Source organism: Halorubrum trueperi (assembly GCF_042662525.1).
GTDB lineage: Archaea > Halobacteriota > Halobacteria > Halobacteriales > Haloferacaceae > Halorubrum > Halorubrum trueperi.
In genome coordinates this window covers 56849-80417 of record NZ_JBHSXI010000011.1, presented here as the reverse complement: position 1 = coordinate 80417, position 23569 = coordinate 56849, and the positions used below count along the sequence as shown (strand labels likewise).

At 64.3% G+C, this 23569-nt stretch carries 19 protein-coding genes and 1 pseudogene; 9 read left to right on the top strand and 11 right to left on the bottom strand.

Going from position 1 to position 23569, the window contains the following annotated elements; genetic code table 11:
* Window positions 1-9 precede the first annotated feature (9 nt).
* Window positions 10-1218, bottom strand: coding sequence for a bifunctional sugar-1-phosphate nucleotidylyltransferase/acetyltransferase (gene glmU / locus ACFQEY_RS10270; RefSeq protein WP_379768159.1), 1209 nt, complete (start codon window positions 1216-1218; stop codon window positions 10-12).
* Window positions 1219-1357: 139 nt separating this feature from the next.
* On the opposite strand from glmU, the gene ACFQEY_RS10265 reads away from it, so the two are divergent.
* Window positions 1358-1543, top strand: a complete 186-nt coding sequence (locus ACFQEY_RS10265; protein ID WP_379768156.1) for a DUF7511 domain-containing protein — start codon at window positions 1358-1360, stop codon at window positions 1541-1543.
* 832 nt (window positions 1544-2375) lie between these two features.
* Window positions 2376-3884: a CARDB domain-containing protein gene (locus ACFQEY_RS10260; RefSeq protein WP_379768153.1), complete on the top strand. Its 1509-nt coding sequence runs from the start codon at window positions 2376-2378 to the stop codon at window positions 3882-3884.
* Between the two features lie 13 nt (window positions 3885-3897).
* Here ACFQEY_RS10260 and ACFQEY_RS10255 read toward each other — a convergent pair.
* Both ACFQEY_RS10255 and ACFQEY_RS10250 read right to left on the bottom strand, forming a co-directional pair.
* A pseudogene (locus tag ACFQEY_RS10255) lies at window positions 3898-5123 on the bottom strand (RNA-guided endonuclease InsQ/TnpB family protein).
* Between the two features lie 3 nt (window positions 5124-5126).
* Window positions 5127-5276, bottom strand: coding sequence for a DUF2080 family transposase-associated protein (locus ACFQEY_RS10250; protein WP_379768150.1), 150 nt, complete (start codon window positions 5274-5276; stop codon window positions 5127-5129).
* 910 nt (window positions 5277-6186) lie between these two features.
* Between ACFQEY_RS10250 and ACFQEY_RS10245 the strand changes: the two genes are divergently transcribed.
* The 3 genes from ACFQEY_RS10245 (at window position 6187) to ACFQEY_RS10235 (ending at window position 9701) form a co-directional block, all read left to right on the top strand.
* Window positions 6187-6948 carry an IclR family transcriptional regulator gene (locus ACFQEY_RS10245; RefSeq protein WP_379768147.1) on the top strand — a complete coding sequence of 254 codons (762 nt, stop codon included), beginning with the start codon at window positions 6187-6189 and terminating at the stop codon, window positions 6946-6948.
* A 105-nt stretch (window positions 6949-7053) separates the two neighbouring features.
* Complete coding sequence (locus ACFQEY_RS10240) at window positions 7054-8256, top strand: MFS transporter (RefSeq protein WP_379768144.1); 1203 nt, start codon at window positions 7054-7056, stop codon at window positions 8254-8256.
* A 188-nt stretch (window positions 8257-8444) separates the two neighbouring features.
* Window positions 8445-9701 carry a CaiB/BaiF CoA transferase family protein gene (locus tag ACFQEY_RS10235; RefSeq protein ID WP_379768141.1) on the top strand — a complete coding sequence of 419 codons (1257 nt, stop codon included), beginning with the start codon at window positions 8445-8447 and terminating at the stop codon, window positions 9699-9701.
* Between the two features lie 16 nt (window positions 9702-9717).
* On the opposite strand, the gene ACFQEY_RS10230 is transcribed toward ACFQEY_RS10235, so the two are convergent.
* Complete coding sequence (locus tag ACFQEY_RS10230; RefSeq protein ID WP_379768138.1) at window positions 9718-10701, bottom strand: NADPH:quinone reductase; 984 nt, start codon at window positions 10699-10701, stop codon at window positions 9718-9720.
* A 131-nt stretch (window positions 10702-10832) separates the two neighbouring features.
* Here ACFQEY_RS10230 and ACFQEY_RS10225 point away from each other — a divergent pair, with 131 nt between their 5' ends.
* Complete coding sequence (locus tag ACFQEY_RS10225) at window positions 10833-11222, top strand: VOC family protein (protein ID WP_379768135.1); 390 nt, start codon at window positions 10833-10835, stop codon at window positions 11220-11222.
* A gap of 26 nt (window positions 11223-11248) precedes the next feature.
* Here ACFQEY_RS10225 and ACFQEY_RS10220 read toward each other — a convergent pair whose 3' ends face one another.
* From ACFQEY_RS10220 to ACFQEY_RS10200, 5 genes are all read right to left on the bottom strand, one after another.
* Complete coding sequence (locus tag ACFQEY_RS10220; RefSeq protein WP_379768132.1) at window positions 11249-11575, bottom strand: Zn-ribbon domain-containing OB-fold protein; 327 nt, start codon at window positions 11573-11575, stop codon at window positions 11249-11251.
* Complete coding sequence (locus tag ACFQEY_RS10215; RefSeq protein WP_379768268.1) at window positions 11572-12699, bottom strand: thiolase C-terminal domain-containing protein; 1128 nt, start codon at window positions 12697-12699, stop codon at window positions 11572-11574. The genes ACFQEY_RS10220 and ACFQEY_RS10215 overlap by 4 nt, the downstream gene beginning before the upstream one ends.
* A gap of 387 nt (window positions 12700-13086) precedes the next feature.
* A complete protein-coding gene (locus tag ACFQEY_RS10210) occupies window positions 13087-14586 on the bottom strand; it encodes a tripartite tricarboxylate transporter permease (protein ID WP_379768130.1) in 1500 nt (499 codons plus the stop codon).
* Complete coding sequence (locus tag ACFQEY_RS10205; RefSeq protein ID WP_379768127.1) at window positions 14587-15138, bottom strand: hypothetical protein; 552 nt, start codon at window positions 15136-15138, stop codon at window positions 14587-14589.
* 158 nt (window positions 15139-15296) lie between these two features.
* Window positions 15297-16466, bottom strand: a complete 1170-nt coding sequence (locus ACFQEY_RS10200; protein ID WP_379768124.1) for a Bug family tripartite tricarboxylate transporter substrate binding protein — start codon at window positions 16464-16466, stop codon at window positions 15297-15299.
* Between the two features lie 353 nt (window positions 16467-16819).
* Here ACFQEY_RS10200 and ACFQEY_RS10195 point away from each other — a divergent pair, with 353 nt between their 5' ends.
* Window positions 16820-17251, top strand: a complete 432-nt coding sequence (locus ACFQEY_RS10195; protein WP_379768121.1) for a universal stress protein — start codon at window positions 16820-16822, stop codon at window positions 17249-17251.
* Here ACFQEY_RS10195 and ACFQEY_RS10190 read toward each other — a convergent pair whose 3' ends face one another.
* Window positions 17252-18307: an isocitrate/isopropylmalate dehydrogenase family protein gene (locus tag ACFQEY_RS10190; protein ID WP_379768118.1), complete on the bottom strand. Its 1056-nt coding sequence runs from the start codon at window positions 18305-18307 to the stop codon at window positions 17252-17254. It lies immediately after the preceding gene.
* Between the two features lie 110 nt (window positions 18308-18417).
* On the opposite strand from ACFQEY_RS10190, the gene ACFQEY_RS10185 reads away from it, so the two are divergent.
* A complete protein-coding gene (locus ACFQEY_RS10185) occupies window positions 18418-19200 on the top strand; it encodes an enoyl-CoA hydratase/isomerase family protein (protein WP_379768116.1) in 783 nt (260 codons plus the stop codon).
* Window positions 19197-20402 carry a CaiB/BaiF CoA transferase family protein gene (locus ACFQEY_RS10180; RefSeq protein ID WP_379768113.1) on the top strand — a complete coding sequence of 402 codons (1206 nt, stop codon included), beginning with the start codon at window positions 19197-19199 and terminating at the stop codon, window positions 20400-20402. Before ACFQEY_RS10185 ends, ACFQEY_RS10180 begins: the two co-directional genes overlap by 4 nt.
* 120 nt (window positions 20403-20522) lie before the next feature.
* On the opposite strand, the gene ACFQEY_RS10175 is transcribed toward ACFQEY_RS10180, so the two are convergent.
* Window positions 20523-23486 carry an FAD-binding and (Fe-S)-binding domain-containing protein gene (locus tag ACFQEY_RS10175; RefSeq protein WP_379768110.1) on the bottom strand — a complete coding sequence of 988 codons (2964 nt, stop codon included), beginning with the start codon at window positions 23484-23486 and terminating at the stop codon, window positions 20523-20525.
* Window positions 23487-23569: the final 83 nt, after the last annotated feature.

Genomic DNA, 23569 nt, shown 5'->3' with positions numbered 1-23569 from the left:
ACGATTTTTTCATCGATCTCGCGTCACAATCTCACCGGGCGTCGTTCGCGTCCCGGCCGAGAGCGTGACGCCCGGCGCGATCCCGGTCTGTATCCCGGTTTTCACGCCGGGACCGATGACTGCCCCGAACTTTCGGCGGCCGGTCGACACCCGACGTCCGGAGACGGTAAGCGACACCGGTCCACCGTCGTGTCGGAGGTTCGCCACGTTCGTTCCCGCGCCCAGGTTCGCGTCGGCTCCCACGACGCTGTCGCCGACGTACGAGAGGTGGCCGGCGGTCGCGCCCCGCATGAGGACGCTGTTTTTCACCTCGACCGCGTGGCCGATCCGGACGTCGGGCCCGACGAGGGTCGGGCCGCGGACGTACGCGTTCGGCCCGATCGAGCACCCCGAGCGCAACAGCACGGGTCCGTCGATCACGACTCCGGGCCCAACCGTGGCGTCCGATTCCACGACGATGTCGCCGCGCAGCGTCGCGTTCGGGTGTACGTCGCCGCCGGGATCCGGTCGAGTCCCGCCGTCGAGGCGTTCGCTCCCGGCCGCCGGGAGCCGCCGCTCGTTCGCTTCGAGGAGCTCCCACGGGCGGCCGACGTCCAGCCACTCCCCGAAGGCGACGATACCGACCTCGTTCCGCTCGATGACCCGATCGAGCACGTCGGTCAGCTCCAGCTCGCCGCGCTCGCTCCGCGGGACGTCGAGGAGATCGAGGGCGTCCGCGGGGAACGCGTAAGCACCGGCGTTTATCGTGTTCGTGGCCGGGTTCTCGGGCTTCTCGACGATTTCGGTAAGGACGCCGTCGACGGATCGGAGGACGCCGTACGAGGACGGGTCGTCGACGCGGAACGCCCCGACTGCGGGGACAGACTCGAACAGGACCGCGAGGTCGTCGGCGTCGTAGAGGTTGTCGCCGTTGAGGACGGCGAACGCCCCGTCGACGTGCTCGGCTGCGGCCTGCAGGGCGTCGGCGGTGCCGAGCTGCGTTGGTTGCTCCGCGTAGCGGACGGGAACGCCGCCGCGCCGCTCGCCGACGTGCTCCCTGACTCGGTCACCACCGTACCCGACGGTGATGATGAGTTCGGTGGCACCGGCGGCGACCGCGGCGTCGGCGACGTGACCGACCAGTGGTCGGTCCGCGACCGGCAGCATGGGCTTCGGATCGGTTTCGGTGAGCGGCCCCATCCGGGTGCCTCGTCCCGCCGCGAGGATGACGACTTGCATGCCCCGGATCGGCCGACCGGTCGGTTTAGTATACACCGGCTAGGCACCGACGACACCGTTCCGCCGGTCGTCGGGTTCACGGACTGCCGAGGGGTATCAGCGTCATAACAATACCTCCCTCGTGACACCGTTCGATTCGATGTCACGACCGAAATCGCCGTCCGAAACGACAGACTCGGAGCCACTGACGGCGACCATCGAGCGATACGAGGGCGACATCGACGTCTGCACGATCCATCCGATCGAACCGAATGACGATGAGCGGCTCACGGCGTGGATCTCCGCCGAGACGGGATCGTTCCTATCGGTCCGGGAGCTTCGATGACGGGATCTCGGGCTTCGTTGATCGAGTAAGTACCACGTGCAGTCGCGCCCGCGATCAGTACGAGAACAGCAGTGACGGAGTTCGGGAGTAGGGATCTCAGTGTGTTGGGGTGATAGTTTATAAGTGAACGAGTGATGCTGCCGGTGGCTGTTTATACATCGTTGCTGGCGCGGTGAATTGCTGTGTTTCTGGTGTTGATTGCTTATAAGTCGTGGACGGGACGGTGAACTCCTCCAAAGCCCCAGCCGCTCGCTTATACGTCGTTGACGGCGCGGTGAACACTTACAAAGCCCCAGCCGCGAGGCGGGCGCACGCTCGCTTCGCTCCTCACTCGGTCGCTCACGCTCCCTCGTTGCGGTGTCGCCGGCGCGGAGCACCGGCTTCATGAGGGACCTACGGTCCCTCTCTGCTTACGTCGCCTGCGCCCGCCTCGCGGCTGCCCCTTTGAATCCCACCCCAACCGCACAGCGACCGCACCTCTCACCTCCCCAGCCTCGCGGTTCGCGCCCTTCGAGCGCTCACCGCGTCCCTCGCGGGCTCCTCGCGGCCTGTCGGCCGCTCGGAGGCACGCCACCGCACAGCGCGTTTATTTATAAGCAGTCGCCGCTCTCGCGCTTGCTCCTTTTAAATACCACGCCGCGGTGGCGGACTGCGATCCCCACTCCCGCGTTGTATCGGATGACGATCGTCACCGAACGGTTGTTTCGTTTGAGGGCCCATCTCGAATCTGTTCGCACGTCAAATCGAAAAATCGTTGGATTTCGACCGGTAAGAGCAGCGTACTCTCAGTATCTGCTCCATACTTTTGGAGTAAGCTTCCCCCCACACGACTATGCCACGATTACAACTGTGGGCAGTGGTGTTGGTACTCGCCGTCGCGCTCGTCGGTGTCGCGGCGGTGAGCGGATCCGTCGGCGCGGCGACGACGGGAGAGTTCGACGGAGGGGCCCCCGACGTCGAGTCGAACGCGACCGACGACGGTAGCTCGGGAGATGATAGTGAGACGGACGACAGTAGCTCGGGAGATGATAGTGAGACGGACGACGGTAGCTCAGGGGACGACAGTGAGACGGACGACGGTAGCTCCGAAGATGATGGCAGCACCGGCGACAACAACTCGACGGACGATGGCACCGATTCGGGCGACGATACCGATCCCGCACGATTCGAAATCACGAGCGTGGAGACGAACACGCCGACCGTGATCGGCGAAACCGTCACGGTGACTGTCGAAGTGACCAACACGGGGGACGAGGCGGCCACGAATGAGATTTCGTTCAGCTTGGACGAGTACCTCAAGGACGAGGCGGATGTCACCCTCGACGCCGGCGAATCGACAATCGTCGACCTCTCGTACGTGACCAAGAGCGGTGACGCACAAGACTGGACGCTGGCAGTCGAGACGCCCGACGACACCGACACGCAGACCGTCACGGTAGAGGAACCGTCGAGGGACTCAAACGACACCGATGACGGGAACGACGGCGACGACGGGAGTGACGGGTCCTCCAGTCACGGCGGCGGGTCCACCGTCTCGCACGGCGATCCCGCGTTCGATATCGACGCGTTCGATATCGACGGTCCCGTCAAGGCGGGGGAGCCGCTCCGGATGAACGCGACCGTGACCAACACCGGTTCGGCGGACGGCGAGCGGCTCCTCTGGTTCACCCTCGACGATCGGACGCTAAACGAGACGGTGATCGAACTCGACCGCGGCGAGGAACTGAACGTCTCGTACGTGCACGAAACGCCCGTCGAGGGCCACGGGGTCTGGAACCTCTCCGCGCACACGCCGGACGATCAGGTCGACCGATCGACCGAGGTCCTGGAGCTTCACAGCAACATCACGATCGACGCCGTCGAGACGAACGGTCCGGTGACGGCCGGCGAGACGCTCAACGCGACGGTGAACGTCTCGAACACCGGCGACATCGCCGGCAATCAGACCGTCGCGCTGTACCTCGACGATCAGCGGATGGACGCCCGCTCGGTGACTCTCGAACCGAACGAATCGATCGCGGTGACGCTCGCGTACCGGAGCAACAGCTGGACAACCGGCGAGTTGAACCTCTCCGCGGCGACCGGCGAAGACCGCGAGGCGTTCGTCGCCGTCGTCGAGGAAGAGACGACGGAGACGACCGATACCCCGGAAACCCCGTCCGACTCCTCGACGTCGATCTCTGACGCGTCGACCACCGACTCCTCGTCCGATTCGTCGTCGGCCACCGAAGACGACGGGACGACGGACGACTCCACGCCCGGGTTCGGTGCCGTCGCAGCGCTGTCGGCGCTCCTCGCGACGCTTGCCGCCGCGAGATTTCGCCGCGACCTGATGGAGTGACTTCCTCCCCACCCTACTCGCTCGCCGCGTTCGCGGCTCGCTCCTTGAGGGTGGGGCTTCCTGTTTCCACGACGCGCTTTGCAGGAACCGAATCGGTCCCCGTAGGGAGCGCGGTCTCCGCAGGCGTTGATTCGGGACAGCCCGTCCCTACTTGCTTCAGACCGCGTACCAAGATGTTGTACGCCGCGTTCCAGTCCCGGTCGGCGGTGAACCCGCACGACGGGCACGAGTGTTTGCGGACCCAAAGCGGCTTGTCCGTCGAGACACCGCACGCCGCGCACTCCTTGGTCGTTCCCGCTGGTTCGACCGCCACGAAGTACGTGCCTTCCCGCTCGCACTTGGATTCGAGCATCCGCAGGAACGTTCCCCACGCCGCCCCCGCGCGGTTTCGGGAGTTGCCGGGGAGTTCGACCAAGCCCTTCGCGTCCAAGTCTTCAACCGCAACGAGGTCGTACTCCCGGGCGTAGTAGTTCGAGAGCTTGTGGAGGAAATCCCGGCGCTTCCGTCGGAGGTCGGCATGCCGCCGCGCGACGGCCTTGCGCTGTTCCTTCCAGTTGTTCGAGCCGTGTTCTTTCCGCGAGAGGTTGCGTTGGGCGCGTTCCAACCGCTCCCGTTCGTCGCGTAGGTCCGGCGACTCGACCGCCGTTCCATCGGTGTCATGGGAGTACTTCAGGATACCCACGTCGATGCCCACTACGTCGGCCAACTCGTCGGGTTTCGCGGGTGGGTCGTTCGGCGTTTCGACGCCGAGGATGGCGAACCACTCGCCCGTCGGCTCTTGTTTCACCGTGACGGTCTTGATTTCGGCGTCGTCGGGGAGGTCGCGGTGGAAGGTGAGAGGTATCTCGCCAACCTTCGAGAGCCACAGCCGCGTCCGACCACTCGTGTTCTTGAGTTCGAAGCCGGATTGACTGTAGGTGAACGAGCGGTACTCGCCCGGTGCTTTCCAGTTGAGCGTCCCGATGCGGTAGCCGTTCTCTTTTCGCCCTCGGAGCGTTGAAAGGTTGTCGTACAGTCGTTGCACGACTGTAGGACTTTCGAGTGGACTTGCTTGAGGTCGGTCCACCAGTCCTTGAGGTCCGGCAGGCGCTTCTGTTCTGAGTAGGACGACGTGTCGTCTACTCGGTTGAGTCGGTGGAGAAAGTGGTTGTAGACCTGCCGGCAGGTATCGACGGTCCACGCTAACCGCTCTTCGAGCGCGTCCGACGGCCGGAGTCGATACCTGTAGTTGTAGTTCATGGCCTATTCGTCGTCGTGGTCGGGTTCGGAAACGCGAACGATTTTTACATCCGCGCCGAGCCACCGTCGCGGGACGTAGACGTGTGCGCCGTTGCCGGTGGCGCGAGCGTCGCCGTCTACGACTTCGTGGCCGTTGAGTTCGAACTGTTCCATAGACGATATATAGACGTTGTAGGGACATAAAGATGCTGGACCGTTGGCCTGCGGGCCGAGTGTATCGGGCGTATGAACAGGCGATGACGGCGTTGACGAATCGCTCCGCGATTCATTCGCACACCAGAAATCAAAGATTTCTGGGGACGCTGTATCCCCTTCCTACTCGCTCCCTCCGGCCGGTCGTTGAGGGAGGGGCCTTAGCGCTTATCTTCAGGTAATTTCGGGTAAAATCGGCAGAAAACCCGTCGAAAACGGAACGCGGTGTCGAAGCGAGGCGAGTGATGGCGTTGCACCCCCGTCACGGAATACGATTGCTCCCCGCTTTTCACGCCGTTACGTCCGTGAGTATGTACTGTCTATTACATTGTGCAAGTATTCACTTCCTAACGCGGTGATCTCGACCGAAGCGCCCTGAGCGGATACTCGATCGTGATAATTGATGATATACAGACCCAATCGGAATGAACCTGCCGCATGCACAGGTTGGTACGTGTGATTCGATGTCGAGGCGACGGCTCAAACCGCACTCGAAGCCCGCACGAGCGCATATAAAAAATCGAATCTGTATCAGATCTCTGACTCTGGCGCGAACTTCGTGCCGAGTTCACCGGTATGGGATTGATGTCCGAAAGATGTGCACACTTTTCTTACAATACTATGTTTGTAATGACGGCTCACAGTCGATTTGCTCCGAAATATCCGGATCAACCACAACGGGTCGATAACCCCGTCATACGCCGTCGTGTGGTGTTTAAACTGCATCCTTCACCAAAATTTCCGATTCGAAAATTCGGAAAATCACCACCTAACTGAGCCAAATCGTCGAATTCGAGGTGCAAATTTGGCCGAATATTTCTCTCATTCCGAGTTACAGGGAAGTTAAGTGATTCGGTACGAATGTCGTCGTATGACAAAAGAGCTCAAATCGGTCGCAAAGACAACTGAAACGTCGTTAGAGGTGATCGACGTGCTGCGGGGAACCGACGGCATGACGATCGGTGAATTATCCGAACATCTCGGATTAGCGCCGAGCACAATTCACCGCCACCTCGCGACGCTCAAAAAACACGGATATATCGTTCGCGAGGGTGACGTGTACGCGCTCGGGCTGAAGTTCCTCACGATCGGCGGCGGGATCCAGCGGCGGGTGACGGCGTATCCCATGATAAAAGAGAAGGTCGACACCCTCGCCGACGAGACGGGAGAGCGCGCCCAGTTCCTCATCGAGGAGAACGGCCAACGGGTGTACCTCTACACCGAAGTCGGCCAGAGCGCGGTCCAGACCGGCGCTCACGTGGGTAAGCGCGGATCGATCCACACGAGCGCCGCCGGCAAGGCTATCCTCGCGAACTACGATCGAGACCGAGTCGAGGCGATCATCGACTCTCACGGGCTCGAGGACGGTCACGACGGTATCACGACCCGGGCGGACCTCTTCGAGGAACTAGAGCGGATCCGCGACCGGGGATACGCGTTCAATCGGCAGGAAACCACCGCGGGCGTCCACGCGGTCGGCGCGGCCGTGACCGCCGGCGGGGAGGTGATCGGCGCGCTGAGCGTGTCCGGCCCGGCGAACCGGATCACGGACGACCGTTTCACCGAGGTGCTTCCCGAGCGCGTCCTCGGCGCGGTCAACGAGCTGGAGCTGCACATCGAGCACTCGGTGTAGGCCGATCGCCGTCGCTCGCGGAATCCGGGACGGCGGCTCGCCCGTCCCCAGTTCACCCCAATCTGCCCCTTCGTTTTATTTACCTCCTCGGCGGAATTCCGGTCAATGAAGACTAACGACCGGGCGCTCGTGAAGTTCACCTCCCTCGCCCACGCGATGTTTCACACGTACGAACTCTCCATCCCGCTTTTCGTCGGACTCTGGATGGCGGAGTTCAGCGTGTCTGCGGCGGTCATCGGAGCCGTCGTCAGCGTCGGATACGGCTTCATCGGCATTGGCGCACCGGTGAGCGGCGTGCTCTCGGACCGGTTCAGCTCTCGACGACTGATCCTGCTGTCGATCTTCGGGATGGGGGCCGGATTCGCTATCGTGTCGCTCGCGCGCGGCGCAGTCTCGCTCGCCGTCGCCGTCCTGCTGTGGGGCTGTTTCGCGAGCATCTACCACCCGGCCGGACTCTCGCTCATCAGCCGGACCGCGGACGCTCGGGGGACCGTCTTCGCGTACCACGGTGCGGGCGGCAACGTCGGCACGGCGTTCGGTCCGCTCCTGACGGCGCTGCTGCTCCTGTTCGTCGACTGGCGGATCGCGGCGGCCGTGCTCTCGGCGGTCGCCCTGTTCGTCGGGCTGGCGGGTGTGCGCATCGAGTTCGAGGTGGGCGAGGCTGAAGAGAGCGGTGAGACGGGATCGATCGCCGACGAGCTGCGAAAGACGTTTCTGGAGTCCCGAACCCTGTTTGCCGCGGCGTTCACGGTCGCGTTCGTCGCGGTGCTGCTGTACGGGACGTACTACCGCGGGCTGTTGACGTTCCTGCCCGACGTCCTCGCGGAGTCGTCGGCTCTCCAGCCCTTCGAACTGCTCGATCAGACCATCCAACCGGCACAGTACGTCTACACCGCGCTCCTGACGGTCGGTATCGGCGGCCAGTACGCGGGCGGACGACTGACCGATCGCGTTCCGAGCACGACCGCGCTCCTCGGTTTCTTCGCGATGCTGGCCGGTCTCGCCCTCGCCTTCCCGCTCGTGCGGGAGCTCGGAACCGTCGCGCTCGTCGGGATCTGCCTCCTGCTCGGATTCTTCGTGTACGGAACGGCACCGATTTATCAGGTCGTCATCGCGGAGAACTCCGGCGACGACGTTCAGGGACTCTCGTACGGATTCACCTACCTCGCGATGTTCGGAATCGGGGCGCTCGGCGCATCCCTCGCGGGGTTCGTCCTCACGCACTCGACGAGCGCCGTGCTGTTCTTCGTGCTCGCGGGGATCGCCGGACTCGGCGGCGTCGCAGTTCTTCTCTTAAAGCGGCTGTAGCGACGCCGTGCGCTCGTCCCCTTCGATCGTCTCGCTCGGAAATCTCCCACGTCTGTCTTGCTCGCCCGTTCACGTCCCCCGCTCACGCTCGCCCGTTTACTGATTGACCGCGTGCGATCCTGCGATTTCGACACGCGGAGCGCGCTGCTGCTCCCAAGATTTATCACTCCGTCATCGGAGTATGTAGTATGAGCTCCGACGGCAAGCAGCAGCGATTACTCGAGGAGATCGTCGTGGTCGACCTGACGACGTTCGTCACCGGCGGCTTCGCGACGATGATGTTGGCGAACCAGGGCGCGGAAGTGATCAAAGTCGAGCGTCCCGGCGTCGGCGACGACAGCCGCTACTCGGGCCCGCCGTTCGTCGACGTCGACGGCTACGAGGGCCCCGGTCGGCCGGCGGCCGACGAAGGGGAATCGCCGTACTTCTGGACGGTGAACTACGGGAAACAGAGCATCGAGCTGAACCTGAAAAAGGAGGACGGGCTGACGGCGCTGTACGACCTCGTGGCCGAGGCGGACGTGGTCGTCGAGAACTTCCGGCCGGGGACCGCGGCACGGCTCGGCGTCGACTACGAGACGCTCCAAGAGTACAACGACGACCTCGTGTACTGTTCGATCTCCGCGTTCGGCGAGACGGGACCGTGGAGCGATCGGCCGGGGTACGACCTGCTCGTGCAGGGGATGAGCGGGATGATGAGCGTCACCGGGTACCCGGACGCGCCGCCGGCGAAGGTCGGGCTCCCGCAGACGGACCTCATCACCGCCATGTGGTCGGCGTTCGGCATCGTCACCTCGCTGTACAACCGCGAGCGGACCGGCGAGGGCGAACGTGTCGAACTCGGCATGCTCGACGCCGCGCTCCCGTGGCTCACGAAGCAGGCGGGAAAGAGCTTCGTCGGCGAGGAGACGACGCGAATGGGCACGAAGGACCCCGTCCTCGCGCCCTACCAGATGTACCCGACCGCCGACGGCCACCTCAACGTCGCCTGCGGGAACCAGAAGCTCTGGGAGGAGTTCTGCGATGCGATCGGCAGAGCCGACCTCGCGACGGACGACCGCTTCGCCACGAACTCAGCGCGGGTGAACAACATGGACGAACTCGAAACGGAGCTCGCCGACGTCCTCCAGACCCGGACGACGGACGAGTGGGTCGACCTGCTGGCCGACGAGAACAGCCTCCCGGTCGGCCCCGTCTTCGACGTCGACGAGGCGCTGGACAACGAACAGGTGCAGGCCCGCGGCGTCGTCGACTCGATCGACCACCCCGCGGCGGGGGAGATCCCCGTCATCGAACACCCGCTTAACTACGCCGAGTCGGACTCCGGGTTCGACAAGGCACCGCCGCTGCTCGGTGAGGACACCGTCCGGGTGCTGCAGGCGGTCGGCTACGACGACGCCCGCATCGACGAACTGATAGAGAACGGCGTGATCCCGGAGCCCTAATTACGCGGGGAGGATCTCAACGAGACGTATCGAGGACGACTTTTCCGAGCGTGCCCGAGGACATCAGCTCCCGCAGCGCATCGGGCACCTGATCGAGTCCGAAGACGGAATCGATCTCCACGGTGAAGGTCCCGTCCGCGAGGCGCTCGCCGACACGTTCGAGGATCGCGGCCTGATCGCCCGGTGATGCCATGATCGACATGAATCGGAGGTCCGCGTCGGCCTTCTTCGCTTCCATCGGAAGGCCGCCCTCGAGAGTGATCGGTCCGTTCTCGCCGATGATGACGATCCGACCGCCGCGAGCCAGACAGGCCAGATTCGCGTCGAGGTGCGCGTCGGCCTGCGGCTCGAACACGACGTCGACCTCTCGTCCGTCCGCCGCCTCCGAGATATCGGCGGCGAGGTCCTCGCTCCGGTAGTCGACGACCGCGTCAGCGCCGACGGAACGAGCGAACTCCGCGGGCTCGCCGTCGCGGGCGGTGCCGACGACGGTCGCTCCCGCCGCCTTCGCCACCTGGACCGCGGCATGGCCCACGCCGCCGGCTGCGCCGTGAACGAGCGCGACGTCGCCGAGTTCGATATCGCCGCGAGTCACGAGCGCCCGCCAGGCGGTCGCGAACGCCATCGCCGCCGCGGCTCCGTCTCGAAACAACACGCCGTCCGGGAGCGGCGCGAGCTGCCCGGCCGGCGCGACGGTGTACTCCGCGTACGTGCCGGGCGAGAACAGCCCGAGCCCCGTCGCGAACACGCGGTCGCCCTCCTCGACCTCGGTGACGTCCTCGCCGACCGCCTCGACGACGCCGGCGAGGTCTGATCCGCCGACGTGCGGAAGCCCGGACGGCGGGCGCACGTATCCCTCGCGGACGTACGTGTCGATCGGATTCACGCTCGCCGCTTCGATCCTGACCAGCGCCTCCTCCGGCCCGGGATCGGGCAGATCGACGGTATCGACGGTCAGTACGCTCTCGTCGCCGTGTTCGTGGTATCGAACGGCACGCATACCGATTCGAAGCGGGAACGATACATAAAGCATTGTGCTATCGATTCGCAAGCTCGACCGATGGCACGCTCCACGTCCGCGACGGTCCGATCTCGGCGAGCGCTTTTCTACCTCCCCGCCGAGGGCGACGTATGCACGTCACTGGACTCGATCACCTCGTGTTGACCGTCGAGAACGTGGAGCGCGCGGTCGATTTCTACACGTCAATTCTCGGCGGGACGGCCGAAACCTTCGCCGGCGGCCGGCGCGCGGTCTCGTTCGGCGATCAGAAGATCAACTTTCATCCTGCCGCCGACGTCTACACGCCCCACGCGACGCGTCCGGGATCGGGAAGCGGGGATTTCTGTCTCCTCGTCGACGACTCCGTCGATGCGATCCGCCGCACGCTCCGCGAAAGCGACGTCGACATCGTCCACGGTCCCGTCGAGAAAATCGGCGCGCGAGGGCGGATGGAGTCGGTGTACGTCCGCGACCCCGACGGCAACCTAGTGGAGCTGGCGCGATATCACGCGACCAAGTGACCTCCGTCCGATCGCTTCGCGAGGAATCACTCGGCGGCGACGATGCGGACGCCACGCATCGGTCCGTCGTCGGCGACCCGAAGCTCGTGGTCCGCGCTCAGTCGCACCGCGTCGCCGATAGAGAGGTCCTCGTCGAGCTGGGCGACGACGTTCGCCCCGCCGGAAAACGACGCAAGGCCGAGCGCGTTCGGCTCGCGAACCCCGTCCGGCGTGACGTGGACGGTCGTCACCGACAGCAGCGTCCCCGTTCCCGCGGGGACGCGGTCGAACTCCCTCCCGGCACAGCTCAGACATCGGCGCTTCTCGTAGTTGGTTCGGCGTCCGCAGTCGCGGCACTCGTACAGCTCCGTCATGCGCCCGCCTCCAGGAGCGTGCAGACGGCGTTGTTTCCGAACCCCGCGACGTTGACGGCGAGCCCCCGATTCGCCCGCTCGACCGCCCGATCGTCGGGGAGATCACCGCGGAGCTGCCAGACCAGTTCGACGACCTGCGAGATCCCCGTGGCACCGAGCGGGTGCCCGCGGGCCTTCAGCCCGCCGCCGGGGTTAACCGGAAGCTCGCCGTCGATCTCCGTCTCTCCGTCGCGGGTGAGCCGCCACGCTTTCCCCTCCGGTGCGAGCCCCAATTCCTCCATCTCCAACCACTCGAGGACGGTGAACGCGTCGTGGATACAGGCGACGTCGATCGCGTTCGCACCGAACCCCGCGGCGTCGTACGCGCGCCGACCGGCGATTCGCACGCTCTCGATCTCGAGCGGATCTTCCCGATCCGCGACGGCGTGCGTGCCGGCGGCGCTCTCGCAGGCGGCGATCGTCACCGCGCCGTCCGTCCGATCGGTCGGATCGGCCGAAATCACGACCGCGGCGGCCCCGTCGCTGGTCGGACAGCAGTCGTAGAGGTGCAGCGGCGACGCGATCGCCGGGGAGTCGAGCACGTCGTCGACGTCGATCCGCTTTCTGAACTGCGCGTACTCGTTGGCGAACGCGTTGGCGTGGTTCTTCACGGCGACCCGCGCCAGGTCGCGTCGGTCGCCTTCGTACTCGTGCAGGTAGGCGGCCGCCGCCAACCCCCCGAACGAGGGCAGCGTGACCCCCTGCTCGTACTCGCGATCGTGGGTGATCCGACTGATGATCTCGGTGGCCGTCGCCGTGTCCGCGTCGGACATCTTCTCGCCGCCGACGGCCAGCGCCCGCTCGCTCCGTCCGCTCGCGACCGCCTCGAACGCGCTCTGAAACGCGCTCGCACCGCTCGCGCTGGTGTTTTCGATCCGACGGGCCGCCGCGCCGGTCATCCCGAGGCTGCCGGCGAGGGCGTTCGCCAACCCGGAGCGAGCGTTGAACGCCTCGGCGGCCATGTTCCCGACGTGGACCGAATCGACCGCGGCGGCGTCGCTGTCGGCGTCGTCGAGCGCGCGCTCGGCGGCGGCGAGGAGGAGTTCGACGAGCGAGCGATCGTCGGCGTTCGCGAACTCGGTCATGCCGACGCCGGCTATCGCCGGTGGCGAGTCGCGAGACGGTGATGCGTCTGGTGCCCGCGCTTCCCGATTCTGGGCGGTCATCGTACGTATGCGAATAGCGACCAAGTATGTATATAAGTATTGTTCCCGCCGTTTCCTCTCCGCGGACGTCCACGCTACCCTTCATCGCGAGCGTTCGTACTGCCCCGTCATCGCGACCGTCGACGGAGCGCGGAACGACGACCGAAGCCGTCCCTGAACGCGGTTATCGGCCTCGGAACTACCAATCGGCACGCGAATCGAAGTTCCCGCGGGATCAAAAAACCGAATTCAAATCGATCGAAGTTCGGTCGACAACGAGGCCGACCGACGGAACGGTACGCCGGTAGCGGTGCGATCGGCGACGTGCTACCGGAAGTTGTTCACCTTCTCTTTCAGGTACGGTCCAACGAACGGACCGATCAACACCACCACGATCATGATGGAGATACTGAGCGTGAGCGGCCGACTCGGCGACACGAAGATGGTGTACTCCCCGCCCGATAGCTGTAGCGAGCGGAAGAAGTTCTCCTCGGCTATCGGCCCCAGAACGATCCCCAGGACGAAGGCGATCACCGAGTAGCGGTACTTCACCATGTAGTAGCCTAAGATCCCGAGTGCGAGCACGCCGAAGGCGTCGAACCAGTTCCGCCTGAGGCTGAACGCTCCGATAAAGGAGAGCACGATCACCATCGGGATGATGATGTCGGTGTCGATCTTCGTGATCGCGCTCGCGTACGGGATGACCGAGTATCCCACGGCGAGGATGAGGATGTTGCCGAGGAACACCGAGACGAACAGCGCGTACGTGATGTGGAGCTGTTCACCGAACAGCTGCGGCCCGGGCTGGAGACCGTGCATCAGGATGCCGCCGAGGAACACCGCCGTTGAGCCGCTCCCGGGAATACCGAACGAGAGCGTCGGGACGAGCGATCCGCTGACGGTTGGGTTGTTCGCACCTTCCGGGGCGATGATTCCCCGCGGGTCGCCCTCGCCGAATATCCCGTCGGCGGCCGACGAGCGCGCCTCCTCGGCGTACGCGACGAACGTCGATGTCGTCGCGCCGGACCCGGGAACCGCTCCGATCAGCATTCCGATAACGCCCGCTTTGAACGTCGTTTTGGGGTACTGGAACACCGTTTTGATCCCGTCGGTGATGCTCCCCGTGATACCGACCGCGTCCTCTGCGATCTGATCTTGGACCGCGAGCTTCATCATCTCAGCGAACGCGAACATCCCGATCAGGGCGGCGACGAAGTTGAGCCCGTCGTACAGCGGGAGCTGACCGAACGCGTAGCGCGGTGTCGGTGCCATGATCGCGACGCCGATCGTCGAGACCAGGAAGCCGAACGCGCCCGCCACGATCCCCTTTACGACCGACCCGTCCGCGACGATCGTGATGAGCGAGATCCCGAGAATCGCGAGCAGGAAGTACTCCACCGACCCGAACAGGAGGACAACCTCGATGAGGATCGGTGAGATGAGGACCAACAGGATCGCGGCGACGAACCCGTTCAGCGCGGAGGCCGTCGTCGCGATCGCGAGCGCGTTCTTCGCGAGCCCCTTCTTCGCCATCGGATACCCGTCGAGCGTCGTCGCGGCGGCCGATTCGGTCCCCGGAGCGTTCAACAGGATCGCGGCGATGCTCCCACCGAACATCGCGCCGCTGTAAATGGAGATCAGAAGGATGAGGGCGGGCGTCGGATCGAGGGGCACGGTGAGCGGCAGAACGATGGCCATGCCGACCGGCGAGCCGATCCCCGGCAGCGCCCCCAGAATGATCCCCGCGAGCAGTCCGGCCGCCATCCAGCCGATGACCGGCCAGCTGACCGCGATCTGTATCCCCTCGACGAGGCTTGCAACCGCCATTTAGAGTCCCCCCGTGAAGATCAGTGCACCCTCATCGAACGGCATGAGGAGGAAGACGATGAACCCGTACACGATGGCCGTCGCCAACGCCGCGAGAATGACGCTCTTGTACAGATCGACTCTGAACCACAGCGTGTATCCGGCGACGAAAAGCGGGGTCACGTAGAGGAACCCGGCGGCCCATCCGAGCGCGAAGTAGACGCTGGAGAAGATGATCATGATAACCGTGTTGTTGATGTCAACACCCCATTTTTGGTGTAGCGGTGGATCTTTCTGATCGATCTCCTCGGCATCGTCGTCACTGGTGTCGACGTACTTCTCGTCGATATCGGTGTCATCGCCGTCCTGAACGACGTCGACACCTTCGGTGCGGCTCTCTTCTAAACTCTCCGTCATGCTCACACTCTCCCCGACAAACCGCTGGAGCGGTCCCGGGAGGTAGTTCTGTATGAGGATGAGGAACGATCCGATCCCGACGACTTGCGCCATCAACTGCGGGAATATCGTCGCGTTGTCCGGGTAGTCCTTGATGATCGGGTCGACGTAGAACACCACGGACAGTCCTAAGAGCGTTACGAGCAGTACGTGTTCGGCTGTGATTCCGTCAAGTCTTTCTGAGTAATCAACCATGTTGGTTTAGTCTTGTCTCACTGGGCGTACTCCGAGTATAAATAAATTAAGCACTGTGCGCCGATTGCGGACCAATCGGCTCAGGGCTGGTGTTCGTTGACGAGATCGAGCACGCCGAGGTCCTCGTACTGCGCGAAGGAGTCCTCGAAGTTCGCTTCCGCGGCGTCCGGTCCCTCGAAGACGATCGGGTTCCCGGTCTCGTCGCTCCACGCCTGCACGGACTCGTTCTCGCTGGTGCGTTCCAGCACGTCCGCGTAGAAGTCGATGATCTCCTGGTCCGTGTCCGGCGGAGCGTACATGCCGCGCCACACACCGCCGACGAAGTCGATCTCGGGGTAGCCGAGGTCCGTGACGGAGTCGATGTCGGGGTACACGTCCGTGCCGGGTCCGAAGAACGTCGTCACGGGGTAGATCCGACCCGTGTTGACGACGGACTGCGTTCCGGCGTCGGTCCCGATACCACAGGGGACCTCACCGCTCGCGACGGCCTGCGCGACCGGACCGGTTCCGGTGAACTGCACGCGATTCTGCCAGTTCCATCCGACCTCGTCTTCGTACTGGTACTTGTACAGCAGGACGATGATGTCCTGGGAGCTCCCGGACGACTGAACGCCGATGTTCTCCCACTCGCCGCTGTCGTACTTCTCGAGGACGTCGTCGAAGGTCTCGACCTCGCCTTCGTACTCCTCGTTGACGACGAGGGTCCACGTCGAGCGTCCGAAGACGCCGATACCGCTGAGGTCTCGGATGTCGAAGTCCGGCTCGTTGAGCAGCTGCGGCGCGACTTCGAGGGGACCGGCGTTCCCGGCGATCGTCATGCCGTCCGGGTCCGCGCGGTAGAGCTCGCCGAGCCCGTTCAGGCCACCGGCACCCGGAATGTTGTCGATCTGTACCGACTCGCCGAGTTCCTCCTGGAACCCCTCCTGAATACCGCGGGCGTACGTGTCTGTTCCGCCACCCTCGTCGTACGGAACGATGTATCGGACCGTCCCGTCGGGGGACCATCCGTCGTCGCCGTCGCCACCGTCTCCGCCGTCGCTCCCGTCTGAGCCGTCGTCGCCGTCGCTCCCATCTGAGCCGTCGGAACCGTCACTACCGTCGGAACCGTCGCTGCCGTCGCCACCGTCGCCGCCGTTGCCGGAACACCCGGCGAGCGTCACCGCAGAAGTGGCTCCGACTGCCTGCAGGAACCGTCGTCGTCCATTATTTCCGCTCGATTCGACCGGGTCGTCCGTTGGTTCTTCAGTCATCTTGTCACAGTTTGGTTTTTTGGTTCTTTCTCCCGTACCTGTCTCACTGGGGTATTGCCTTTGCCGTCTCCATGCGTGACATTAGATGGCAATATCATAAATGTTTCCCTCAGTTCCGACCGGATTCTCCCTGATGGTATGTCCGGATATCGTTCCCCCTCAATCGCCGGACTCCACCCGAGTACGCCCGTACAGGAGCGGTGATACTCAGTGCGGTATCGCTGTTTGTTCATTCACTATTGACACGTTCGCTCTCGCGTGGCGTGCGACACAGATCCGGGGCCGGTGCCGTCGGTCCGGGACGTCGGCACTCGGGAGGAATCTTTTATATCAGGGGGGTGAATACGACTGATATGGTGATCGTCGCAGCCGTCGATCGGTCCGAAAGGGCACCGAAAATTGTCGAAGAGGCGCACAAGCTCGGAGAGGCGTTCGACGAATCCGTCGAAGTCATCCACGTACTGACACGATCAAAATTCGTCGATCTCGAACGAACAAGCGTGAACGACACCGGGAGTTCGATCCCGACCAACGATATCTTGGAGATAGCCGAGGATCTCGCACAGGAAGTGATCGATCAGTCGTCCGCCGACGACGCGACCCCGGTTGGGCTCCTCGGCGATCCGGCGGACGAGGTCGTCAACTACGCCGAGGACAACGACGCTTCGTATCTTGTCATCGCCGGCAGAAAACGATCGCCGGTCGGCAAGGCGCTGTTCGGCAGCGTCGTGCAGTCCGTCATGCTGAACTCCGACGTCCCGGTCGTCTCGGTTCGAAGCGAGTGATCAGAGTCGGTCTTCGATAGCGGCCACGACGTCGCCCGTCGACGCCGAGCCACCGAGGTCCGGCGTCGCGGGGGCGTCGTCGTCCGCGAGCACTTCTCGAACGGCACTCCAGAGGGCGTCGGAGACGTCGTCCTCGCCGAGATTCTCGAAGAGCATGGCGGCCGAGAGTACGGTCGCCATCGGGTTCGCGACCCCCTGTCCGACGATGTCGGGCGCGCTCCCGTGGACGGGCTCGAACATCGAGGGATACTCGTCGTCGACGTTGATGTTCCCCGACGGTGCGAGCCCCATGCTGCCGCTGACGATGGCTCCGATGTCGGTCAGGATGTCGCCGAACAGATTCGACGCGACCAACACGTCGAACTCCTCCGGTCGCCGCACGAGGTCCATGCTCCCGGCGTCGATGAGCAGCGACTCGACCTCGACGTTGGGGAACTCCTCGGCGACGTCCTCGACGACGTCGTCCCAGAAGGTCATGCTGAACGCCTGCGCGTTGGACTTGGTGATGCTCGTCATGTGTCCCTCGCGCTCGCGCGCCGCCTCGAACGCGGCTCGGACGATCGTCTCCGTCCCCTCGCGCGTATGCACTGCGCTCTGTACGGCCACCTCGTGGTCGAATCCCTGGTGTACGCGCCCTCCCGCGTCCGAGTACTCGCCCTCGGTGTTCTCGCGGTACACGACGAAGTCGATGTCCCCGCTCTCGTACCCGCGCAGCGGGCTCTCGACGCCGTCGAAGAGGATCGAGGGGCGCTTGCACACCTGCTGGTTGAACTCCTTTCGGATCGGCAGCAGCAGTCCGTGTAACGTAATGTGGTCCGGTACGTCAGGATGTCCGACGGCACCGAGTAGGATCGAGTCCGCGTCCACGATCTGATCGAGCGCGTCGTCCGGCATCATCTGCCCCGTCTCCAGGTATCGTTCGGTTCCCCAATCGTACTCCGTGAACTCGATCTCGACGCCGTGTCGGGACGCCGCTTCGTGAAGGAGTGGGAGCGTTTCGTCGACGACTTCCGGACCGATACCATCGCCTGGTATCGTCGCTATCTCGTACGACATGGTTCCGGAATTCGGTCACATCAAGTAAACTCTTTGGTACGTGACACGGTTTGCCCACCGGACTTTCGGGACTCACAATGCTTTTCACTCCCTTCATGGTAGGACAAGCCATGGTAGGCGAGACAGCGTACGACAGTATCTCCGTCGACGTCGACGACGGCGTCGCGACGATCGAATTCCACAGGCCGGAGGTGTACAACGCGCTCAACGACACGGTCATGCTGGACATGCTCCGCGCGTTCGACGAGATTCAGCTCGACCGCTCCGTCGACGTGGTCGTGATCACGGGCGAGGGCGACGACGCGTTCTCCGCCGGTGCCGACATCTCCGAGTACGCGGGCACCGCCGAGGAACACGACCCGCGCCAGCGGGACAGACAGGAGCTGTTCTACGAGATGTACCGCAAACCGTTCGACTGTCACGCCCCCGTCATCGCCAAGATCAACGGGTACTGCGTCGGTGGCGGGCTCATCTTCGCGATGTACTGTGACATGCGTATCTCCGTGGACGACGCGAAGTTCGGCGTCCCCGTCACCGACATCGGCCAAATCCCGACCGGAAACTCCACGTGGCGGGCGATCGACCTCGTCGGGGAGGCGAAAGCGAAGGAGCTCGTCTACACGGCCGGGATGATAGAGGCCGACGAAGCCGAACGGATCGGCCTCGTCAACCACGCCGTTCCCCGCGATACGCTCGACGAGACGGTCGACGAGATCGTCGAGGCGATCCGGGGGACGGGTCGGTCTGCGGTGAAGAACTCCAAGCGCGCGATCAACCACGCCGTGGACGCGACGGATCCGCAGGAGAATCGCGAGTTCGAGGCCGAGGTCTGGTGGGACCAGTTCGCGACCGACGAACGGCAGCGGCTCGTCGACAAGTTCAACGAAGAATGACGGGAGGACCACTCGCCGACCTGACCGTCGTGGAGATGACCGGCCACCGCGCGGGCCCCTTCTGTGGCGCGCTGCTCGCCGACATGGGGGCCGACGTGGTGAAAATCGAGCGCCCCGGCGTCGGCGACCCGGCCCGCCACCAGGGTATCGGTCCCGACGGGAAGTCCGGCTACTTCATGGCGAACAACCGGAACAAGCGCTCCGTCACGCTCGATCTCAAGTCCGACTCCGGCACCGAGGCGGCGCTGTCGCTTCTGGAGACGGCCGACGTGTTCATCGAGAACTTCGGATACGGCGTCACTGACAAGCTCGGTGTCGGTTACGACGACGTGACCGAGCGAAACCCGGACATCGTGTACGCCAGCATCAAGGGCTACGGCGAGACGGGCCCGCGGAAGAAACAGGCCGGTCTCGACCTCATCCTGCAGGCGGAAGGCGGGATAATGAGCGTCACCGGACCGGCGGGCGGCGAGCCCGTCAAGGTCGGACAGGCGATCGGCGATCTCACGACCGGGATGTTCACTGCAATCGGCCTACTCGCCCGCCTCTACGAGCGTGGACACCTCGGCGAAGCAGACGCCGAGTCGTTCAACGGGAAGTTCGACGTCGGGCTGTTCGACTCCATCGTGACGCTGATGAACGAGTACCTCACGTCGTACTCGATGGACGGGTCCGTCCCCGGACCACAGGGAACTTCCCACCAGACGCTCGTACCCTACCAGCGGTTCGAGACCGCCGACGGCGCGATCATCACCGGCGTTCCGAGCGACGACCGGTGGGACGCCTTCGTCGAGCTCGTCGGCCGCGAGGAGTTGGCCGAGTACCCGACGAACGACGATCGGTTCGAACACGCCGACACCGTCGTCGGGATCATCCAGGAGGAATTTGAGGCCGAGTCCACGGAATACTGGCTCGACCGACTCATCGACTACGGGTTCCCCTGCGGACCGATCAACGACGTCGAGGACGTCGTCAACTACGACCAGACTCTCGCGCGCGACCTGGTCGTCGAACACGACGACCCCGACTGGGGCGAGTGCCTCCTCCCGGGACACCCGATCAACTTCCCCGACCACGACGACATCGTGCGCTCGCCCGCGCCGCGACTCGGCGAGCACACGGAGTCCGTCTTCGCCGAGGTCGCCGGCGATCAGACCACGCTCGACGAGTGGCGGGCGGACGGCGCGTTCGGCGACGACTAGGCCGCAAACCATTTTCTCGCCTCCGTTGTTTATAAGCTCCAACCGCCGTCACTCGTCACTATTTATATAGGTCGATGGGTGCAGACCGAAATTTCGACAGCGCCCGCACGCTGACACGCCCTACGCGAGCGCGTCCGCGAGCTTCTCGATCGGGTGCGGCGGTTTCTCGTCGTACTCGTCGCCGATCTGCGTCCGGCAGGACGCGCCCGGCGCGACGACGCTCTCGCCGTCGCTGTCGTCGATCCGGTCGAACAGCATCGATCCGATGGCCTGGCTCATCGAGTAGTGCTCCTCCTCGTAGCCGAACGTCCCGGCCATCCCGCAGCAGCTGCTGTCCAGCGGGTCGACGCGGAAGCCGGTCCGGCGGAGGACGCCGACCGCGTGGTGGTCCTTTTTCACCGACTTCTGGTGGCAGTGCCCGTGGTAGGTGAGCCGCTCCGCGGCCCCGTCGGCGTCGAGCGACTCGTCGAGCCGGAAGGCGTCGATGTACTCCAACACGCCGTAGGCGCTCTCGGCGACGCCGGCCGCCGCGTCGGACGACAGCAGGTCGAGGTAGTCGGACTGGAGCATGACGGCGTCGGACGGCTCGACGACGACGACCTCTCGCCCGTCGTCGACGTGTGGTTTCAGGGCGGCGACGTTGGCCTCCGCGGTCTCTCGCGCCTTGCCGAGCAGCCCCTTCGAGTGCGCCGGTCGGCCGCTGTCGGTGATCTCGTCGGCGACCGTGACGTGGACTCCCGCGGCTTCGAGCACCTCGACCGCCGCCTTCCCGGCCTTCGGATTGTTGTAGTTCGTGACCGTGTCGGGCACGAGGACGACGCGGCGGTCGGCGGCCGACTCGTCCACCGCCGATCCGCCGCGGGCCGCCCACCAGTCGACGAACGTCTCTCTGTGGAACGTCGGCAGCGAGCGCTCGCGGGCGATCCCGAGGACCTTCTCCATGGCGAACCGCGCGCCGGGGACCTTGGTACCGAGATTCGACAGCGGTGCCGTCGCGCTCCCGAGCTTCGAGAGCGCGTCGACGTTGGCGAACAGCTTGGATCGGAGGTCCGCGCCGTGCTTCTCGTGGTGTGCGTGCTCGACCTCGACTTTCATCTTCGCCATGTCCACTTCGCTGGGGCAGTCGATCGAACAGCCCTTACAGCCGACACAGAGGTCGAGCACCTCGTGCATGAACTCCGTATCGAACTGTTCGTCCTCGGAGAGATCCCCGCTCATCGCCTGCCTGAGCAGGTTCGCGCGGCCGCGCGTGCTGGTGATCTCCTCCTGTGACGCGCGGTACGTCGGACACATCACGCCACCGGTACCGTCTTGACTGCTCCGGCAGCCGCCGCAGCCGTGACAGAGTTCGGCCATCCCCTGGAATCCGTTCTCGTTTTCCCACTCCAGGGCGGGCTCGAACCCGGCGTCGAACTCGTACTCCTCCCCGAATCGGAGGTTCTCGCTCATGTCGTGATCGCCGCAGACGCTCCCGGGGTTGAGCAGCCAGTCGGGGTCGAAGGCGCTCTTCAGATCCCGGAACGCGTTCCAGAGCCGATCGCCGTACAGCTTCCGGTTCCACTGGGTTCGTGCGCGGCCGTCACCGTGCTCGCCGGAGACGCTCCCGCCGAGCCGAACCGCCAGATCCGTGGCGGCGTCGGAGATGGATACCATCGTCTCGGTCCCCTCCGCGGTCTTCGTGTTGATCAGCGGGCGAACGTGCATACAGCCCGGGCCGGCGTGCGCGTAGAAGCTCCCGAAGGTGTCGTGGTCCTCGAATATCTGTTTGAACTCCTTGGTGTACTCGGGGAGGTGCTCCGGCGGAATCGCGAGGTCCTCGATAAACGCGATGTGCTTTTCGTCGCCCGTCCGCGACAGCAGAATCGGCGTCGACGCCTTCCGCATCTTCCAGAACTTCTTCTGGGTCTCCTCGTCGTACGCCGCCATCCCGTCGAACGCCAGGTCGCCGACTCGCTCTTCGAGGAGCTCGTCGACCTTCCGTTTGGCCTCCTCCTCGTCGTCTGCGTAGAACTCGATCAGCAGGAACGTGTCCGTCTCGTCCGGCAACAGGCCGATGACGTCCTTGAACTCCTCCAAGTCGCGCGCGAGATCGACGAGGACGCCGTCGAGCACCTCGACCGCGGCCGCGTCGTGTTCGAGGATCGGACCGACGTCCTCCATCGCGTCCAGCAGGTCGTGGTAGGTGAGCAGCGCGACTCCCTTCGTTTCCGGAATCGGTTCCAGGCTCACTTCCGCCTCGGTGACGATGGCGAGCGTTCCCTCGCTACCGACGAGGAGCTTGGCGAGGTTGACGGTCCCCGCTTCCGCCTCCTCGATCAGCACGTCGAGGTTGTACCCCGACACGTTCCGTTTGAGGTCGGGATACCGGTCTTCGATCTCCTCGGTCTCCTCGTCGATGATCCGCACGATCTCGGCGTAGATCCGTTCGAGGAGGACCCCGTCGGGATCGGCCTCCTCGCGAAGCTCCGAGACCGAGATCTCGCCGAACGTCTCGACGCTCCCGTCGGCCAACACCGCCTCGACCTCCTCCACGTAGGCGTCCGTCTTGCCGTACTTCAACGAGTGCGCGCCGGTCGTGTTGTTGCCGATCGCGCCGCCGAGCGCGCTCCGATCCGCGGTCGACGGATCGGGAGCGAACTTCAGGCCGTGCGGTTCGAGGGTTCGGTTGAGTTCGCCGAGCGTGATCCCCGTCCGGGCCCGGGCGTGGCGAGCCTCCGGGTCGACGTCGAGGATGTCGGTCATGTACCGCGTGAAATCGAGGACTATTGCCTCGTTAACCGACTGTCCGGCGAGGCTCGTCCCGCCACCGCGAGGCAACGCGGGAATCTCCTCGTCGGCGCAGTACTCCATCACGGCGGCGACGTCGTCGGTGGAGGTCGGATAGACGACCCCGATGGGGGTCACCTCGTACGCGCTGGCGTCGGTCGCGTACATCTGTTTCGAGTACTCGTCGAACCGCACGTCTCCGTCGACGAGCGCGTCGAGGTCGGATACGAGCGCCGAGTCGCGTCGATCGTCGCTCTGGAAATCGTAGTTCGCCCGAGGGTCCGTGGACGGATCGACTGGTGTGTTTTTAGATCCCATGTGTCTTCGATTCGCTAGATACGTGCCCTCGGCATGGCTGCACAATGAATGTTACGCGTCAACAGGGATCTCCGACGGTCCGG

Excerpts from the sequence above, each read along its gene's own strand:
- ACFQEY_RS10240 (WP_379768144.1), top strand. The coding sequence starts at position 7,054 with ATGAAGACTAACGACCGGGCGCTCGTGAAGTTCACCTCCCTCGCCCAC.
- ACFQEY_RS10185 (WP_379768116.1), top strand. The coding sequence starts at position 18,418 with ATGGTAGGCGAGACAGCGTACGACAGTATCTCCGTCGACGTCGACGAC.
- ACFQEY_RS10235 (WP_379768141.1), top strand. The coding sequence starts at position 8,445 with ATGAGCTCCGACGGCAAGCAGCAGCGATTACTCGAGGAGATCGTCGTG.
- ACFQEY_RS10220 (WP_379768132.1), bottom strand. The coding sequence starts at position 11,575 with ATGACGGAGCTGTACGAGTGCCGCGACTGCGGACGCCGAACCAACTAC.
- ACFQEY_RS10200 (WP_379768124.1), bottom strand. The coding sequence starts at position 16,466 with ATGACTGAAGAACCAACGGACGACCCGGTCGAATCGAGCGGAAATAAT.
- ACFQEY_RS10260 (WP_379768153.1), top strand. The coding sequence starts at position 2,376 with ATGCCACGATTACAACTGTGGGCAGTGGTGTTGGTACTCGCCGTCGCG.
- ACFQEY_RS10175 (WP_379768110.1), bottom strand. The coding sequence starts at position 23,486 with ATGGGATCTAAAAACACACCAGTCGATCCGTCCACGGACCCTCGGGCG.
- ACFQEY_RS10190 (WP_379768118.1), bottom strand. The coding sequence starts at position 18,307 with ATGTCGTACGAGATAGCGACGATACCAGGCGATGGTATCGGTCCGGAA.
- ACFQEY_RS10250 (WP_379768150.1), bottom strand. The coding sequence starts at position 5,276 with ATGGAACAGTTCGAACTCAACGGCCACGAAGTCGTAGACGGCGACGCT.
- ACFQEY_RS10225 (WP_379768135.1), top strand. The coding sequence starts at position 10,833 with ATGCACGTCACTGGACTCGATCACCTCGTGTTGACCGTCGAGAACGTG.
- ACFQEY_RS10215 (WP_379768268.1), bottom strand. The coding sequence starts at position 12,699 with ATGACCGAGTTCGCGAACGCCGACGATCGCTCGCTCGTCGAACTCCTC.
- ACFQEY_RS10245 (WP_379768147.1), top strand. The coding sequence starts at position 6,187 with ATGACAAAAGAGCTCAAATCGGTCGCAAAGACAACTGAAACGTCGTTA.
- ACFQEY_RS10210 (WP_379768130.1), bottom strand. The coding sequence starts at position 14,586 with ATGGCGGTTGCAAGCCTCGTCGAGGGGATACAGATCGCGGTCAGCTGG.
- ACFQEY_RS10180 (WP_379768113.1), top strand. The coding sequence starts at position 19,197 with ATGACGGGAGGACCACTCGCCGACCTGACCGTCGTGGAGATGACCGGC.
- ACFQEY_RS10230 (WP_379768138.1), bottom strand. The coding sequence starts at position 10,701 with ATGCGTGCCGTTCGATACCACGAACACGGCGACGAGAGCGTACTGACC.
- glmU (WP_379768159.1), bottom strand. The coding sequence starts at position 1,218 with ATGCAAGTCGTCATCCTCGCGGCGGGACGAGGCACCCGGATGGGGCCG.
- ACFQEY_RS10195 (WP_379768121.1), top strand. The coding sequence starts at position 16,820 with ATGGTGATCGTCGCAGCCGTCGATCGGTCCGAAAGGGCACCGAAAATT.
- ACFQEY_RS10265 (WP_379768156.1), top strand. The coding sequence starts at position 1,358 with ATGTCACGACCGAAATCGCCGTCCGAAACGACAGACTCGGAGCCACTG.